A 15,733-nucleotide genomic window follows, 5' to 3' on the forward strand; every position below is an offset into this window, starting at 1 on the left:
ACGTCCGTATTAGTTCGAAGAGCCTGTGTTTATTGAGCTCGTAGAACTCATACGGCTATCAAAAGACTTTTTTATTCAATAGAAAAGTATAAATTTAAATTTTAGAAAATATACCCTATATTAAATCCTATGCTTCTATTCTTATTACTTCTTCTATATTTTAATGATGTTGAAATTCCATTCAAGTTCTTATAATCTATTTTTATAACTTCTGAAAGCATATTTTTTCTATTATAATTTTTTAGTTCAAATTCATTTGTTCCACCAACAAAAGTCGCTTTTGAATTTTCTAAATCCTTAGCTATAGAATAGTCTATCCCACCTGAAACTGTAAATTGATGTCTATCTTTTATAAATTTCTTACTAACATCTATTCCAGTATTTGTTTCAAAATATGGTTGAATTTTCTTCTTAATTTTTATATCTTCATTCTTTGCTACTGTTTCTTTTTGCTCTACTCTTGTTGCTAATAACGAAATTTGAGGTTTTATACTCCAATTATTCATTAATTTTAAATCATATTCTAATTTTGAATAGAATGATTCTAAGTTTAATGCTTTATAATCCTTTGGTTTTACGCTTCCATAAGATAATGAATTTTGCCAAACTAAATTATTAGCCTTAAATAGTATATCTCCACCAATAAAAGTTGATTGTATTTTAACATCTTCAAAACTTCTTAACTTTCCGTTAGCTCCCCCTAAATTAACTCCTATATTTATATTTTCTGTTAATCCATAATTTAATTTTGCTATCATTCCATTTGAGCTATAGCTATTATCTGAGTTATAGTTTCTTTTAATATTATAATTTTCTGCTTCAACTTTTATTTTATTTTTTTCTAAAAATTCTACATTATTAGCTCTATGATAAGCTAAAGCACTATCAACTCCTAATTCTTTAAAATAAATTATTGGGTTATTATTTGTCACATTATATAAATAATTTACAAATAATTCTTTTGATTTTTTATACTCTTTTAAATAGTCAAAAGAGTTTCCTTTTAAATCATTAATATATGCATTTAGAGCTCCATTTGAATATTTTTCTAAATTTCCTAATCTTGGATCCACAAAGAAATTATCTTCTTTATTATTTCCTTTGTTATCTGTATTAGTTACTTCTGTTTTTTGGAGTTGAGTATTTGTTTCCTTCTTGTCGACTTCTGTTTTTTGAGGTTGAGTATTTGTTTCCTTCTTGTCGATTTCTGTTTTTTGAGGTTGAGTATTTGTTTCCTTCTTGTCGACTTCTGTTTTTTGAGGTTGAGTATTTGTTTCTTTCTTGTCGACTTCTATTTTTTCAGGATTAGAGTCTACTAAATTTTCATTTTTTTCTCCTCTAAACTCAAAACCAAGTATATCTTTTTCTTTCCCAATTTGGACTTCATCTCCTATAGGATTTAATTCAACTTTCTTTTTACCCTTAACTTCTACAAAAAGATCTTTATCTGCTAAATCTGCAAAAGGTTGATTTTTTTTATCTATAAAAGTATAAGTTAATTTACTGTCATCTGAAATTTTAATCTTTTTAACCCCTGTAATCTTAGAATTTATTCCTATCTCTGTATTTTTATTTACATCAATTTCATTGACATTTTCTAAAGTAGAATTAAAAATTATTCCATTGGTGCTTTCTCTATTTTCATAAGAATTTTCTTCACTTGCTGTTCTCAAACTTAATAAATTTGCAACACTTGATTTTTTATTATTTTTAAGTTCTCCAAATACTAATTTATTTTCTCCAGCTCCTAAATCAACATTTCCGTTTAATATTATATTATCTGAAATAACTATTGTGTCATTTCCTTCAGCTAAGTTAATTTTTCCATTAATTATATTACCTGATCCTAATTTTACAATATCATCTTCTGCACTTCCTTTTATAGCATAAGTATCCCCAAAGCCATTTGTATTTACTATACTATTTTCTACTTTAACTACACCTGCCTTATCAAAAGCTATTGCAGTTTTAAATGCATTAATAGTAGTATTTTTTATTGATTTATCTTCTTCATTATTAATTTTTATAAGTCCATTATTACCTACACCATTAATAATTTTATTTTCAATATTTCCACTCTCTTCGTAAGATCCATCTAAAGACAATATATTTTCAATAGTTTTTCCATCATATTTAGTCTTTTTGTTTTCTCCTATTACTTTTCTAGCTTCTCCTTTTCTATCCAAAATAACAAATATTCCATCGTTAGTATAGTGTTTTTTATCTTCGTATATAGTTTCAAAATAATCAAAGGTTCCAATTCCTCCTTTATATCCACCTATAATTATTCTTCCTGCTAAGATACCGTAGTTTTTAACTCCACCCTTAAATCCTGATACAAAATTTGGATTTGCTATACTCTGACTATCATCTACTAATCCTTTTGACAATAAAGCAAACTCACTACCTGATATTATTCCAGTATTTTTTATTTCTGTTTCAACATTACCTTCAACTGATAATCCTGCTCCTGTATTTTGATAATTAAATCTTGAATATTTACCTTGAGAATGTCCATGATAAAGTTCTGCATAACCTGATAAAGTTCCTTCATTTAAGAAAGATCCTATTTTATTCGAACTTGCATCATTATCTTTTTGGTTATCATTTCTAGTCCCTTTTATAGAGATTCCATTTCCTGTTGCTATAATATCCCCTTCTGTGTGAATATTTGCTTTAATATGATCTACTTTTTTACTTTCTGCTAATTTCTTTTCTAATTCTTTTTCAAGTTTAGCTTTTTCTTCTTTTAAAGCAATTATTTCTGGAGTATTAGGACTTTCTAATTTCTTTTCTAAAACTTCCAAATTAGCTTGTTCTTTTTTTAGCTCTTCTCTCTTAGTAGCAACTTGGTATTTCATATAATTTATATTTTCATATTTTTTTATATAATCTTCAGCCTTTTTTATTTTTTCTTTAATAACGTCTATTTTTTTTGAAAATACTTCTAATGCTTTTGGAGATTCTTCTGGGCTATCTTTATAAGGTTCATATTCTGCTTCATAATCTTCTTTAAGTTTTTCTGCATTTTTTTTAAGTACTGCTATATCATTTTCAATTTTTTTTCTATAATCACCTGAAGAAAACCATCTTAAGTCATCTTCTTTTCTTTCAATTTCTTTTTTTATTTCTTTTTCCTTAGTCTCAAATTCTTTCTTAAGAGCATTCAAATACTCTCTTCCACCTTCTTTACGTGTATCCAATGGTATAGCATTAAACTTGGCGTCTGAGATTTCTTTATCCTTTTTGGTAATATCTTCTTTTAATTTTGCAATTTTAATAGCTTTCTCATTTTCTTTTTCATTTTCATATTTTTTCCACTCAGAATTTTCATTTTTTAAAAATTCTAATTCATCTTTTTGACTTCTCAAACTTTTAGCAAAGTTTGATTCTTTACTAATTGCATCTTTATCCTCTATGTCAATATGAAATCTTTTCTCTTTTAAATCATTATCTTGTGTACTATCATATGATTTTCCACCATAAACCACAGCTTTCCCTAAAATGTAACCTTTATTATTAATACTTTCTATTCTAGTTGTTCTCTTAGAATTACCTGAATTATAAACTGCTATTCCATTACCAGATGAAACTACATCAGCCTTTAATTCTCCGTATCCAGTTCCAGCCTTAGCATAAAGATCTCCAACCATTTTTCCTGTATTTTCTACTTCTCCTATACTTGACTCTGTTTCTTTTACTTGATTATTATTTGCATAAGTGTATACAGAAATTCCATTTGCAGAACCTTTTATATCAGCATTAGAATATTCATGAATACCTCTTGAAGTATTTTTCCCTACAACAGCACTTAATTTTCCACTTATTTCTCCATCATTTTTTATATTTCCTAAAGTAGATTTTGTTGTTGCTTTTACAAATTGATTAGAGTAAGCCGTAGTTGATACTCCATTTCCTGTTGCTAATGCTCTAATATTATTTAATGTTGCAAAATTCCCTGTAGTTGCATCAACATTTCCAGATATATGCCCATTATTTTCTATATTTCCTATAGAAGCAATATTTTCTTTATCATCAGACCAAGTATATTTATCTATTGTTGTTAAATATACCATATTAGATATTCCATTTCCTGTTGCTGTTGAATTTATTGTTCTCCATTGTGGAGACATTGCTTTATTTTCTCCAAAAGCTATAGAATCAGGCTTTACATAGCCCTCTTTTGTTTTTAACACAGCTTTTCCTTTTATTTGGCCATTATTTCTTACATTTTCAATAGCAAACTTATTATTTTTACCATATATATCTGCTTCATCTACTTTTTTATCAATAGGACTTTTTTCAGTATTTCCAGAACTTAAAAGTTTAGCAGTCGATACAGATCTAAAGCTTGCTCTTCCTCTTGAACTTGCTCCTCCTATTGCATCTACTTTTCCACTATCTCCAGATGCTCCTGTTGCTGTTTCTCCAAAATCTACAAGTGATAAGCCTGATACTCCATTTCCACTTGAATATACTTCTTCTATTCCACCAAATGTAGGTGTATTTCCAGCTATAAGATTAACAGTTCCTGAAATATGCCCTTCATTCTCTAATTTTTCTATTTTTTTTGACACTCCATTTTTATTACTGTATGGAGAATATCCTACTCCAGATACTCCATTCCCTTGAGATGTTGATATAACTTCCCCTATTCTTGTTTTATCATTTTTTGTATCATCTTCAGCTTCAAAAATAACTTTTCCTTGAATTTTTCCTTTATTAAGTATTTTTCCGTTTCTTTGAAAGACAACTGCATTTCCGGATTTTGCAAATATTCCTATAATTCCACTATTTATTGAATCTTTTTTTAATTTTTCTATTTTTTCCTTTTTTTCTGTTTTAGAAATAACAAAATCTTCTGAATAAATAGTGCTTGAAATAAACAAAGCTAAAATTGTTAAGATTTTTTTATTATTAGACATCACTATACAAATACTCCTTTCTCTTGTTCTTATAAACATTATACTTATAAATATTTTCTTTGTCAAAATATATGATTAATTATATATTTATTAAAATAATATTTGGTAACCTTAATATAATTTAAATTCTATATTTTTAGTAATTCAAAAAATTTATTAGATTTTTACTAAATCATTGACAATTTCAGACACTATTTTTGGCTAGTTAAATTTATAAATAAAATCTCTGACGTCCGTATTAGTTCGAAAAGCTTGTGTTTATAACTCATACGGTTATCACAAGAGACTAATTTTCGCTTTTAAATTTATGTTTTCCTTATAAATTAAATAAAGTCTCCTGACAGCCGTATGACTCTTCCGAGCTCACCAAAATGCTCTCCAGAGTAATACGGACGTCGGAGACTAATTTTCATTTTATACTTTCCTATAGAATAAAAAAAAAGGATTACTAATAGTAATCCTTTTTTTTATTAATTTAAAACTTAAATTGTAGTAATTTCTTTTTCTTTTTTAGCAAATAAATCATCAATTTCTTTAACATATTTATCAGTTAAAGCTTGTACACGAGTTTCTTCTTTCTTTAATTCATCTTCAGATATAGGATTTTCCTTATCTTTTTCTAATTTTTTAAGATGATTATTTATATCTTTTCTTATATTTCTTACAGCAACTTTTCCTTGTTCAGCTTCATTCTTAGCTAATTTAACATATTCTTTTCTTCTATCTGCTGTAAGTTCTGGTAATACAAGTCTTATTACTCTACCATCATTATTAGGAGTCATTCCTAAATTTGCAGCAAGTAATACCTTTTCAATTTTAGAAATTAAAGATTTATCCCAAGGATCTATTACTAAAAGTCTCGCTTCTGGAGCAGATACAGACCCTATTTGATTTAATGGAACTTCACTTCCATAATTTTCTACTTTTATACCATCAAGCATAGCAACATTTGCTCTTCCAGCTCTTATTGCAGTAAATTTTTCTTTTATTGCTTCAATAGTTTTTAACATTTTTTCTTCACATTCTTTAACAAGTATCTCACTTGCCATACTCATAATTACCTCCCGGATTATCTCTATCTAGTATTTTATTATATCATCTATTCAGCAACCACAATAGTTCCTATTTTTTCTCCCATAATTACCTTTTTAAGATTTCCTTCAGTTAATGAATCAAATACAATAATAGGTAATTTATTTTCTCTACACAAAGAAATAGCTGTTGCATCCATAACCTTTAAATCTTTTGCCAAAACTTCATTATATGTAACTGTTTCATATTTTTTAGCATCTTTAAATTTTACTGGATCTTTATCATAAATACCGTCAACTTTTGTAGCTTTTATAACTACATCAGTGTTCATTTCAATAGCTCTTAAAGCTGCTGCTGTATCTGTTGTGAAATATGGATTCCCAGTTCCCGCTCCAAATATAACTACTCTTCCCTTTTCTAAGTGTCTTTGTGCTTTTCTTTTTATAAATGGCTCAGCTATTTTTGGCATTTCAATAGCTGTTTGTACTCTTGTTTGTACTCCTAATTTTTCTATTGAATTTTGAAGAGCTAAAGAATTTATAACAGTAGCTAACATACCCATATGGTCTCCTGTAACTCTATCTACTCCTTGAGCAGCTCCAGAAATTCCTCTAAATATATTTCCTCCACCTATAACAATAGAAACTTCAACACCTAAATCTGCAATTTCTTTAATTTGCTTTGCATACGAGGCTATAACTTCCGATGATATACCAAATTCTTGTTCTCCCATTAAAGCTTCACCACTTAATTTTAATAAAATTCTTTTATAAAACGGGGTTCCCATATTTCCTCCTATATATTTTAAAATAAATAAAGTCTCTTGACAGCCGTATGAGTTCTACGAGCTCAATGAACATAGGCTCTTCAACTAATACAGACGTCAGAGACTAACTTTTATTATTTAATTTTATACTTTCCTATAGATTGAAAAAATAGAGGATGCAAGTTGCATCCTCTCATTAATTAAGATTAACCTTTGATTTGAGCAGCAACTTCTGCAGCGAAATCTTCTTCTTTCTTTTCTATTCCGTCTCCAACTTTAAATCTTTCAAATCCAAGAACTTTAATATCTCCTGCATATTGAGCAACAGTTTCTTTGTTTTCTGCTCTTACATAAATTTGGTCTACTAAACAATTTTCTTCATAGAATTTATTCATTTTTCCAATTAATATTTTTTCTATTATATTAGCTGGTTTTCCTTCTTCTTCTAATTGTTTTCTAGCTATTTCTTTTTCGTGTTCTAAATCATTAGCTGTAACTTGTGCTTCTGATAAATATTTAGGATCCATAGCTGCAACGTGCATTGCTATATTTTTAGCTTTTTCTAGATTAGCTTCGTTTGCTTCTCCAGACATTTCAACTACAACTCCTAATTTTCCACCCAAGTGGCTGTATGTTTGTACGAAACCGTCTTTAGCTTCTACAACAGCTAATCTTCTTAAACTCATGTTTTCTCCGATTTTAGCTATTAAATCTGTTAAAGCTTCAGATACTTTCTTACCACCATCTAATTGAGCTTCATTTAATTCTTCTAATGTATGAATATTTTTTTCTAAAGAAATTTTAACTAATTTTCTTCCAAAATCTTTAAATTCTTCATTTTTAGCAACGAAATCTGTTTCAGAGTTAAACTCTAATATAACTGCCTTTTTATGATCTGCAGTTACTTCATCAAATATTAATCCTTCTGCTGCTATTCTTCCTGCTTTTTTAACAGCTTTAGCTATCCCTTTTTCTCTTAGATAGTCTATTGCTTTTTCTATATCTCCATCATGGCTTTCTAATGCTTTCTTACAATCAAGCATTCCTGCCCCTGTTCTTTCTCTTAATTCTTTTACTAAAGTAGCTGTTACTGCTGCCATTTTACTACCTCCTATATTTTTATATACTTCTATATATTATTATTCAGCTGATCCTTCTTCAACAGAAACTTCTTCTGATTGAGGTTCTACTACTTCTTTACCTTGATTTCCTTCAACTATTGCATTAGCTATAACAGATGTAACTAATTTTACTGATCTTATAGCATCATCATTTGCTGGAATTGGGTAAGTTATTAAATCTGGATCTACATTTGTATCTATCATAGCAAATACAGGAATTCCTAATAAGTGAGCTTCAGTTACAGATAATTCTTCCATTTTTACGTCTACTACATATATTGCATCTGGAGCTTTTTCCATATCTCTTATTCCTGATAAGTTTTTAGAAAGTTTAGATAATTCTTTTCTAAATTCTGCTGCTTCTTTTTTAGTGTAATCAGAATCTAAAGTTCCATCTGCATCCATTCTTTCTAATTCTTTCATTCTTTCAATTCTCTTTTTAATTGTAGAGAAGTTTGTTAACATTCCACCTAGCCATCTACTATTTACATAGTACATTCCAGATCTTTCAGCTTGTTCTTTTATAGCTTCTTGAGCTTGTTTCTTTGTTCCAACAAATAAAACTTTTCCTCCGTTTTCAGCTATTTTTCTCATTTCTTCGTATGCTTCTTCTATTTTCTTTAAAGATTTGTGTAAATCAATTACATGAATACCATTTCTTTCTGTGAAAATATACTTTTTCATTTTTGGATTCCATCTTTTTGCTTGATGCCCAAAGTGAACTCCTGCTTCTAATAATTGTTTCATTGATACAACTGACATTTTTTTCCTCCTAAAATAAATTGAAATTTGGTTATACTTCCAACAATCTCAAAACTAAGCAATCTATTCAAGACCACCCTGCTTAGAAATAATTGTTGTGATTATTTAATCCATTGACAATTCTAGCATTTTTTTTAAGTTTTGTCAAATAAAAAACTATAGTACTGCTTGATTTTTACAATATTTTTCTTGATATTTTTTCTGCAATGGGATAATATAAACTTAGTTAATTATTGATATTTTTATGAGCTTTAGAAACTCAATTATATAAACTATCTAAGTTAATACGAATATCAAGCTTAATTTTTACTTTGCTATTTAATTTAATAAACAAAGCCTCTGACGTCCGTATTAGTTCGAAGAGCCTGTATTCATTGAGCTCGTAGAACTCATACGGCTATCAAGAGACTAATTTTAATATTTAAATTTATACTTTCATATAGAATCAAAAAAACGGAGGAGAATAATGACTAAAACTTATCTTATAGACTTAGATGGCACTATGTATAGTGGAAATACAAATATTGATGGTGCTCGTGAATTTATTGAATATTTAAATAACAATAACATTCCTCATATATTTCTCACTAACAATGCAACTAGAACTAAAAAACAAGCAAAAGAGCATATGCTTAATCTAGGATTTAAAAATATTAGAGAAGAGCAATTTTTTACATCAGCTATTGCTGCGGCAAAATATGTTGCTCAAAATTATTCTGAAAGAAAATGCTTTATGATAGGTGAGAGTGGACTTGAAGAAGCTCTTTTAGATGAGAATTTTGAATTTGTTGAAAATGATGCTAACTTTTTATTTGTTGGTTTAGACAAAAATGCTGATTACAAAAAATATAGCTCAGCTTTACATTGTCTTTTAAATGGTGCTACTTTTATAGCTACCAACACAGATAGACTACTTTCTAATAATGAAACTTTTGATATAGGTAATGGAGCTATTGTAAATATGCTTGAGTATTCTTCAGGAAAAACTGCTATAAAAGTTGGAAAACCTTATGAAATAATTTTAGATATTTTTTTAAAAGAAAAAAAATTAACTAAAGATCAAGTAATTTTAATAGGAGATAATCTAGAAACTGATATAAAATTAGGTTATGATGCTAAAATTGAAACTATAATGGTTTGTTCAGGTGTCCATACTGAAAAAGATATAGAAAAGTTAAAAATTTACCCTAATCGTGTTGTAAAAAATTTAAGAGAACTTATATCTAAATAAAGTCTCTTGGTCTCTTGACAGCTGTATGAGTTCTACGAGAACAATAAATACAATCTCTTCGAACTAATACGGATATCAGAGACTAATTTTCATTATTTATTTTTATACTTTCCTATAGAGTAAAAAAACACACAGTTAAAATTATACTGTGTGTTTTTTTATTTTGGCATTCAATAAGCCGGGTTTTGTATTTGTTAATTATTTTTCTCGAATTATAATTACTTATAATCTCTAGCGACTTACCCTGAAAGAGAGCGAGCAACTCCTATCACTTTCCTATTTAGTCTTGCTTCAAAGGGGGTTTACCTAGCTTTTTTAGTCTCCTAAAAAACTGGTGGTCTCTTACACCACCTTTTCACCCTTACCATAATGGCGGTTTATTTTCTGTGGCACTTTCCTTAAAGTTTCCTTTAGTAGCCGTTAGCTACCCTTTTGCTCTGTGAAGCCCGGACTTTCCTCTGTAAAATACAGCAATTAACTCGAATACCATTACTCATTCTACCTAATCATTTTTTTCATTAGAATCTCTTTTGTTAGCTCTTTTTTCTTCATATACAGTATAACCTTTATATCCAATTCCTACAAGTACCATTATTAATAAAATTGGCCATATAGAAACATCTTTCCCATCTTTTTGCTCTTTAGTCATTGTCATCTGATTTAAAGGATCTATATTAACTTCTTGTAAAATTGCTGTTGCACCATCAAGTATAGTTAATATATACTTTGTATATTCTTTTCTTTCAAGCAAGATTGCAGTTTCATTTAGCAAATTATTCATCTCTTCTTGATAATCATCAACATCTATATCCTTACTGAAAGAGACTTCAACATTATATTTTTCATCATTAGATTTTTTTAAATTCAAAATTAAAGCTCTCTCCGGATCTGAAACTACAAAACTTTCCTCCATGTATAATGTATTCACAAAGACTGTAACATCTTTCTCTTTTTTTATTTGTTCTATTTTTTCATTAATTTCTTTCTTATCATCATCTTTTAATAAATTCAAATTGTCATTAACATTTGCTAAAGATAAAATTGAAATTAATAAAAATAGAAATATTGCTAATATTTTTTTCATAATCTCTCCATTTATAAAAATTTAAACACTGGCTCACTATTAAAAACTATAAAATTCAATCCAGTTGCTTTCAATTCTTTGACTAAAATATCAGAAAAAAAGTTTTCACTTTCATAATGTCCAAAATCTATAACACTTAAACCAGCTTCTTTTGCATCTAAAGCATCATGATAAGAAACATCTCCGGTTATAAATAAATCAATATTTTCTTTTTTAGCCTTTCTCCAATAACTCATAGCTGAACCATTGATTAAGACAACTTTTTTTATCTCTGTATCTAAATCATTTGTAATCACTCTCAAATTTGAAATACCTAATTTTTCTTTTACAAAATCTGAATATTTTAATAACGATATTGGTGTTTTTAGTTTAAAAACTCTTCCTATTCCACAATTTTTTTCTTTATCCAAATCTAGAATTTTACTCTCTTCAATTTCTAATTTTTTTAAAACATAGTCATTCAACCCATCAATCGTAGAATCTAAATTTGTATGAATACTATAAACATTTATATCATTTTTTATTAAAGCTCTTATTTTTTTACCTAAAACAGTTTGCTCATTTATTTCCTTTATAGCTTTAAATATAATAGGATGATGAGTAATAATCATATCAACTTTTTCTTTTATTGCATTATCTATGACTTCTAAAGTTGCATCTATAGAAAACTGAATTTTTTGGACTTCTTTGTCGTAATCTCCTATTAAAAGTCCGATATTATCCCAGTCTTCAGCATTTTCTCTAGGGAATTTTTTTTCAATTATTTTTATAATTTCTCTAGTTTTCATAGTTCAACTCTTTCATCTACAACCGATAATTTGAAAAGTCCATCTTTTAAAAGATTATCAAGTTCTTCTTGTTTCATATTCATGATTTTTTGAACTTCTAAAATATCTCTTTTTCTATGTCCATCTAAACCAAAGTATAGTGTCAAAGCCTGTATTTCTCTTTCCCTTAATCTATATTTTATGTTAGAATAATCAAAAAGATTTTCAACTGTTTTTTCAAGTTTTCTCATTTCTTCAATCTTTTTTTCTTCATTTTCTTTTTCAAGTTTTCTCAACTCATCTGACTTACTTTTATCTTTTAAAGATACTTTAGAATGTCCACTTTTATCTATTTCACTTTCAGCAAAATTTTTATATCCAGCTTTTCTATAATTAGCATAGTCATCAATGTAATTAAACATTTCTCTAACTATGAAATAGTCTTTATATTTTTTAAAATCCTTATCATCATCAAATAAACTATCAGCTGTCATCATTCCTATAAAACCTTCTTGAGTTAAATCGGTGTATGATATTCCATCTTTCAACATATGTAGCCCTATTTCATAAACTTTTTTTAAATTTTTTTCAACCCTTGTTCCACAGCAATCGTCAACACCACAATCATGTTCACAAGTGCAAATGTCATCTTTTAAATTCTCCAAAGTTTCTGTTATTAATAAATCTATATACTCATATTCTATTTCTTCTTCTGTTAATTTTCTACCTTTTTGAATAGGATATAATTCCAAATTTTTAGAATGTTCTAAAACATATTTTTTCAATTCTTCAATATCTATATCTCTATTTTTTTGTAAAAAATTTTCAAACTCTAAAATTTTCAAAATACTCCTCCTAATTATTAATCCACCTTAAAGTCTTCTAGTTTTTTCTTTCTACTTGGGTGTCTTAATTTTCTAATAGCTTTTACTTCTATTTGTCTTATTCTTTCTCTAGTAACATTGAATATTTTCCCAACTTCTTCTAAAGTTTTTGGTGAGCTATCATCTAATCCAAATCTAAGTCTTAATACTTTTTCTTCTCTTTGACTTAAAGTTTTTAACACACTATCCAACTCTTCTCTAAGTATAGCTCTATTAGTTGCTTCATATGGACTTGTTGTTTTTTGATCTTCAACAAAATCTCCAAGCTCACTATCTTCTTCACTTCCAACTGGAGTTTCTAAAGATATAGGTTCCTGGTTCATTTCTTGTATTGCTTTAATTTTTTCAACTTCCATATTTAATCTTTCAGCTAATATTTCAGGAGTAGCATCTTTCCCAGTTTCTTGTAAATAAATTCTTGATTCTTTCTTTATTTTGTTTATTGTTTCTATCATATGAACAGGTATTCTTATTGTTCTACCTTGATCTGCTATTGCTCTTGTTATAGCTTGTCTTATCCACCAAGTTGCATATGTTGAAAACTTATACCCTTTTGTATATTCAAACTTTTCAACTGCTTTCATCAAACCAATATTACCTTCTTGAATTAAATCAAGAAGTTTTAATCCTCTATTTGTATGTTTTTTAGCAATACTTACGACTAATCTTAAATTCGCTTCTGTTAGTTGATTTTTTGCATACTCATCTCCATCATAAGCCCTTTTTGCAAACTCCAATTCTTGTTCATGTGATAACAATGGAACTTGTCCTATTTCCCTCAAATACATTTTTATAGGTTCATCAACTTTTGTACTTCCACCTAAATTTAAAAGTTTTTCATCAGTAAGTTCATCTTCACTTATATCTTCAACATAGTCTGGGTTAAACTCATCATCAAAAAAATGTTCTGTATCTTCATCAACCTTATCTTCATCTTCTTCTTCTTCATCAAGTATATCATCTTCATGTTCTATATAATCATCTGAATCTTTATGTTCTTCTTCGTGTTCATCAAATTCATCTAATTCTTCTTCTTCATCCTCTTCTTCAAGTTGACTTTTACTTACAATTTTTCCACCAGTTTCTATTATTGTATGTATAAGTTTTTCTATTTTTTCAATAGGAAAGTCATCTTTTAATTCTTCATTAATTTCTTCATAAGTTATCTTATCCTCTTTTGCTTTGTTAATTAATGCACGAACTTTTTCTTTCTTTAATAATTCTTTCATGCTACCTCCCTTAAATAACTTTAAACTTTAATTTTCTTGAAAAAGATATTTATATTTTTCAAAAATTATCACTAACTCATCAAAACTCATATTAGTTCTTACTTTTTTTACATTTTTTTTCCCAACTCTTCTGTTTTCTTCCACAAAGACAAAATTTATCTCGTCAAAAAAAAGATTCCAATTATGTTTTCTTTGAAGACTTAAATCACCTTTTTCTATTTCTTGATCTCTTCTATTTCTAAAATAACTCTTCATGGTTTCTATATTATTTTTTTCATCTTCTATATCTCTATCGTTCTCCATAGAGCACTTTATATTTAATATTCCTAGTATATCTTCTCTTTCACTAAGGGTTAAATCATTATCTTCTTCTATAAATATATTGAAATCCTTTATTATATTATTACTACCTAAATCATTATCTTCCTTTATTTTTTTTGAAAAAAATTCAAAAACTTTTTTTAAAATAAAACCATTACTCATTTTTTCATCAAAAAACTTATAATATTTAGGTTTTAATAACAACAATTTAGATATAGCAATTTCTAAATTTTGACTTTCTCTATCTTGACTGGAAAATCTTTCTTCTTGTTTTTCTTTTCTTTTTTCCTTTTTAATTTCTTCCTGAAAATAATGTTTTGTGTTCTCTTTATTATTTTTAACAAGTTGATCAAACAAGCTTTCAAAACTAATCCCTGTCTTTGACGATAAATTTTTTAAATATGTTTCTCTTTCAATAGGATTAGCCACTACAGAAAAGAAAGGTGAAAATCTCTCTATAAAATGTTGTTTAGCTAATGGGTTTTCCAAATCATATTCGCTCGAATAAGTTTTATACAAGAAATCAAATATCTCTTGAGATTTTTTTACAACTTCTATAAATGCTTCCTTACCATTTTTCTTTAAAAACTCATCTGGGTCTTTACTTCCTTCAAATTGTAATACCCTTATATTAAATCCTTGTTCTTTTAAAATCAGGCCTGCTCTTTCTGTTGCTGAAACTCCTGCCTTATCCATATCAAAAGATAGAAAAACATTAGCTGTATATCTCTTTAATAAACTTGCTTGTTCAACAGTTAAAGCTGTTCCTAAGGGAGCAATACTTGTATCAAAATCATATAATACTCCTGAAAGGACATCCATATATCCTTCCATCAATATACAATAGTCTTTATTTTTTATAATAGGAGCTCTTTCTAATCCGTATAAGTTTTTACCTTTTTTAAATATGGGAGTATCTGGAGAATTTATATACTTAGGAATTTCCTTATTATTTTCTAATGTTCTTCCTCCAAAAGCTATTACTCTTCCATGATTTGAAAATATTGGAAAAATAATTCTATTTCTAAAAGTATCATAAATATTTCCGTTATCATTTTTCTTAATAAGACCTAAAACTAATAAATCTTCTTCTGTATAACCTTTTAAAGTTAAAAATTCATATAAATCAGACCATTTAGCTGAAGCATAACCTAGTTGATGTTCTTTTATGAGATTTGTATCAATATCTCTACTAGAAAGATAATTTAGAGCTCCCCTAGCTTCATTTTTGAATATATTTTCCATAAAAAAACGATGAGTTTCTTCCATAATCTCATAAAATTTCTCATACTCATCAACATTAGAATTGTCTTTTTGTGGCTTTATATTGACTTTATATTTTCTTGCTAACTCCTTCACAGCTTCATAAAATGGTATTTTTTTATATTTAGAATAAAATGATATTGCATTACCACCATTATTACATACAAAACATTTACAAACTCTTTTTTCTGGATTTACTGAAAAAGAAGGATTTGTATCTGCATGAAAGGGGCATAACCCTTTATAACTAGAACCTGATTTCTTTAAGTCTACAAACTCTCCAACAACATCTTGTATTGCAACTGTATCTAATAACTTATCTACATCTTCCGGTTTATAATACATCTC

The 15,733-nt window shown here is 27.7% G+C and carries 11 protein-coding genes and 1 other RNA gene; 1 reads left to right on the forward strand and 11 read right to left on the reverse strand.

The window, feature by feature from the left end; all coding sequences use genetic code 11:
- Window positions 1-101: 101 nt before the first annotated feature.
- The 5 genes from BQ2505_RS08715 to rpsB all read right to left on the reverse strand — a co-directional run bounded on the left by BQ2505_RS08715 (window position 102) and on the right by rpsB (window position 8,606).
- A complete protein-coding gene (locus BQ2505_RS08715) occupies window positions 102-4,925 on the reverse strand; it encodes a hypothetical protein (RefSeq protein WP_074016228.1) in 4,824 nt (1,607 codons plus the stop codon).
- 482 nt (window positions 4,926-5,407) lie between these two features.
- Window positions 5,408-5,980 (reverse strand): ribosome recycling factor, encoded by a 573-nt coding sequence (gene frr, locus BQ2505_RS02515; protein WP_074016229.1) that lies wholly within the window; start codon window positions 5,978-5,980, stop codon window positions 5,408-5,410.
- 44 nt (window positions 5,981-6,024) lie between these two features.
- Complete coding sequence (gene pyrH, locus BQ2505_RS02520) at window positions 6,025-6,744, reverse strand: UMP kinase (protein ID WP_074016230.1); 720 nt, start codon at window positions 6,742-6,744, stop codon at window positions 6,025-6,027.
- Between the two features lie 185 nt (window positions 6,745-6,929).
- Window positions 6,930-7,823 carry a translation elongation factor Ts gene (tsf, locus tag BQ2505_RS02525; protein ID WP_074016231.1) on the reverse strand — a complete coding sequence of 298 codons (894 nt, stop codon included), beginning with the start codon at window positions 7,821-7,823 and terminating at the stop codon, window positions 6,930-6,932.
- A gap of 39 nt (window positions 7,824-7,862) precedes the next feature.
- A complete protein-coding gene (gene rpsB / locus BQ2505_RS02530; protein ID WP_074016232.1) occupies window positions 7,863-8,606 on the reverse strand; it encodes a 30S ribosomal protein S2 in 744 nt (247 codons plus the stop codon).
- A gap of 466 nt (window positions 8,607-9,072) precedes the next feature.
- Between rpsB and BQ2505_RS02535 the strand changes: the two genes are divergently transcribed.
- The gene (locus tag BQ2505_RS02535) at window positions 9,073-9,837 is read left to right on the forward strand and encodes an HAD-IIA family hydrolase (protein ID WP_074016233.1); all 765 of its coding nucleotides are present in this window, start codon (window positions 9,073-9,075) and stop codon (window positions 9,835-9,837) included.
- A gap of 159 nt (window positions 9,838-9,996) precedes the next feature.
- Here BQ2505_RS02535 and rnpB read toward each other — a convergent pair.
- From rnpB to dnaG, 6 genes are all read right to left on the reverse strand, one after another.
- Window positions 9,997-10,327, reverse strand: an RNA gene (gene rnpB / locus BQ2505_RS02540) — RNase P RNA component class A.
- A 12-nt stretch (window positions 10,328-10,339) separates the two neighbouring features.
- Window positions 10,340-10,921, reverse strand: a complete 582-nt coding sequence (locus BQ2505_RS02545) for a hypothetical protein (protein WP_074016234.1) — start codon at window positions 10,919-10,921, stop codon at window positions 10,340-10,342.
- 11 nt (window positions 10,922-10,932) lie between these two features.
- Window positions 10,933-11,709 (reverse strand): Nif3-like dinuclear metal center hexameric protein, encoded by a 777-nt coding sequence (locus tag BQ2505_RS02550; RefSeq protein ID WP_074016235.1) that lies wholly within the window; start codon window positions 11,707-11,709, stop codon window positions 10,933-10,935.
- Window positions 11,706-12,533: a sigma-70 family RNA polymerase sigma factor gene (locus BQ2505_RS02555; RefSeq protein ID WP_074016236.1), complete on the reverse strand. Its 828-nt coding sequence runs from the start codon at window positions 12,531-12,533 to the stop codon at window positions 11,706-11,708. The genes BQ2505_RS02550 and BQ2505_RS02555 overlap by 4 nt, the downstream gene beginning before the upstream one ends.
- A gap of 17 nt (window positions 12,534-12,550) precedes the next feature.
- Window positions 12,551-13,801, reverse strand: a complete 1,251-nt coding sequence (gene rpoD, locus BQ2505_RS02560; RefSeq protein WP_074016237.1) for an RNA polymerase sigma factor RpoD — start codon at window positions 13,799-13,801, stop codon at window positions 12,551-12,553.
- A gap of 27 nt (window positions 13,802-13,828) precedes the next feature.
- On the reverse strand, window positions 13,829-15,730 hold the full coding sequence (dnaG, locus tag BQ2505_RS02565) for a DNA primase (RefSeq protein ID WP_074016238.1): 1,902 nt from the start codon (window positions 15,728-15,730) through the stop codon (window positions 13,829-13,831).
- Window positions 15,731-15,733: the final 3 nt, after the last annotated feature.

It is taken from the genome of Fusobacterium massiliense (genome assembly GCF_900095705.1).
Taxonomy (GTDB): Bacteria; Fusobacteriota; Fusobacteriia; order Fusobacteriales; family Fusobacteriaceae; genus Fusobacterium; species Fusobacterium massiliense.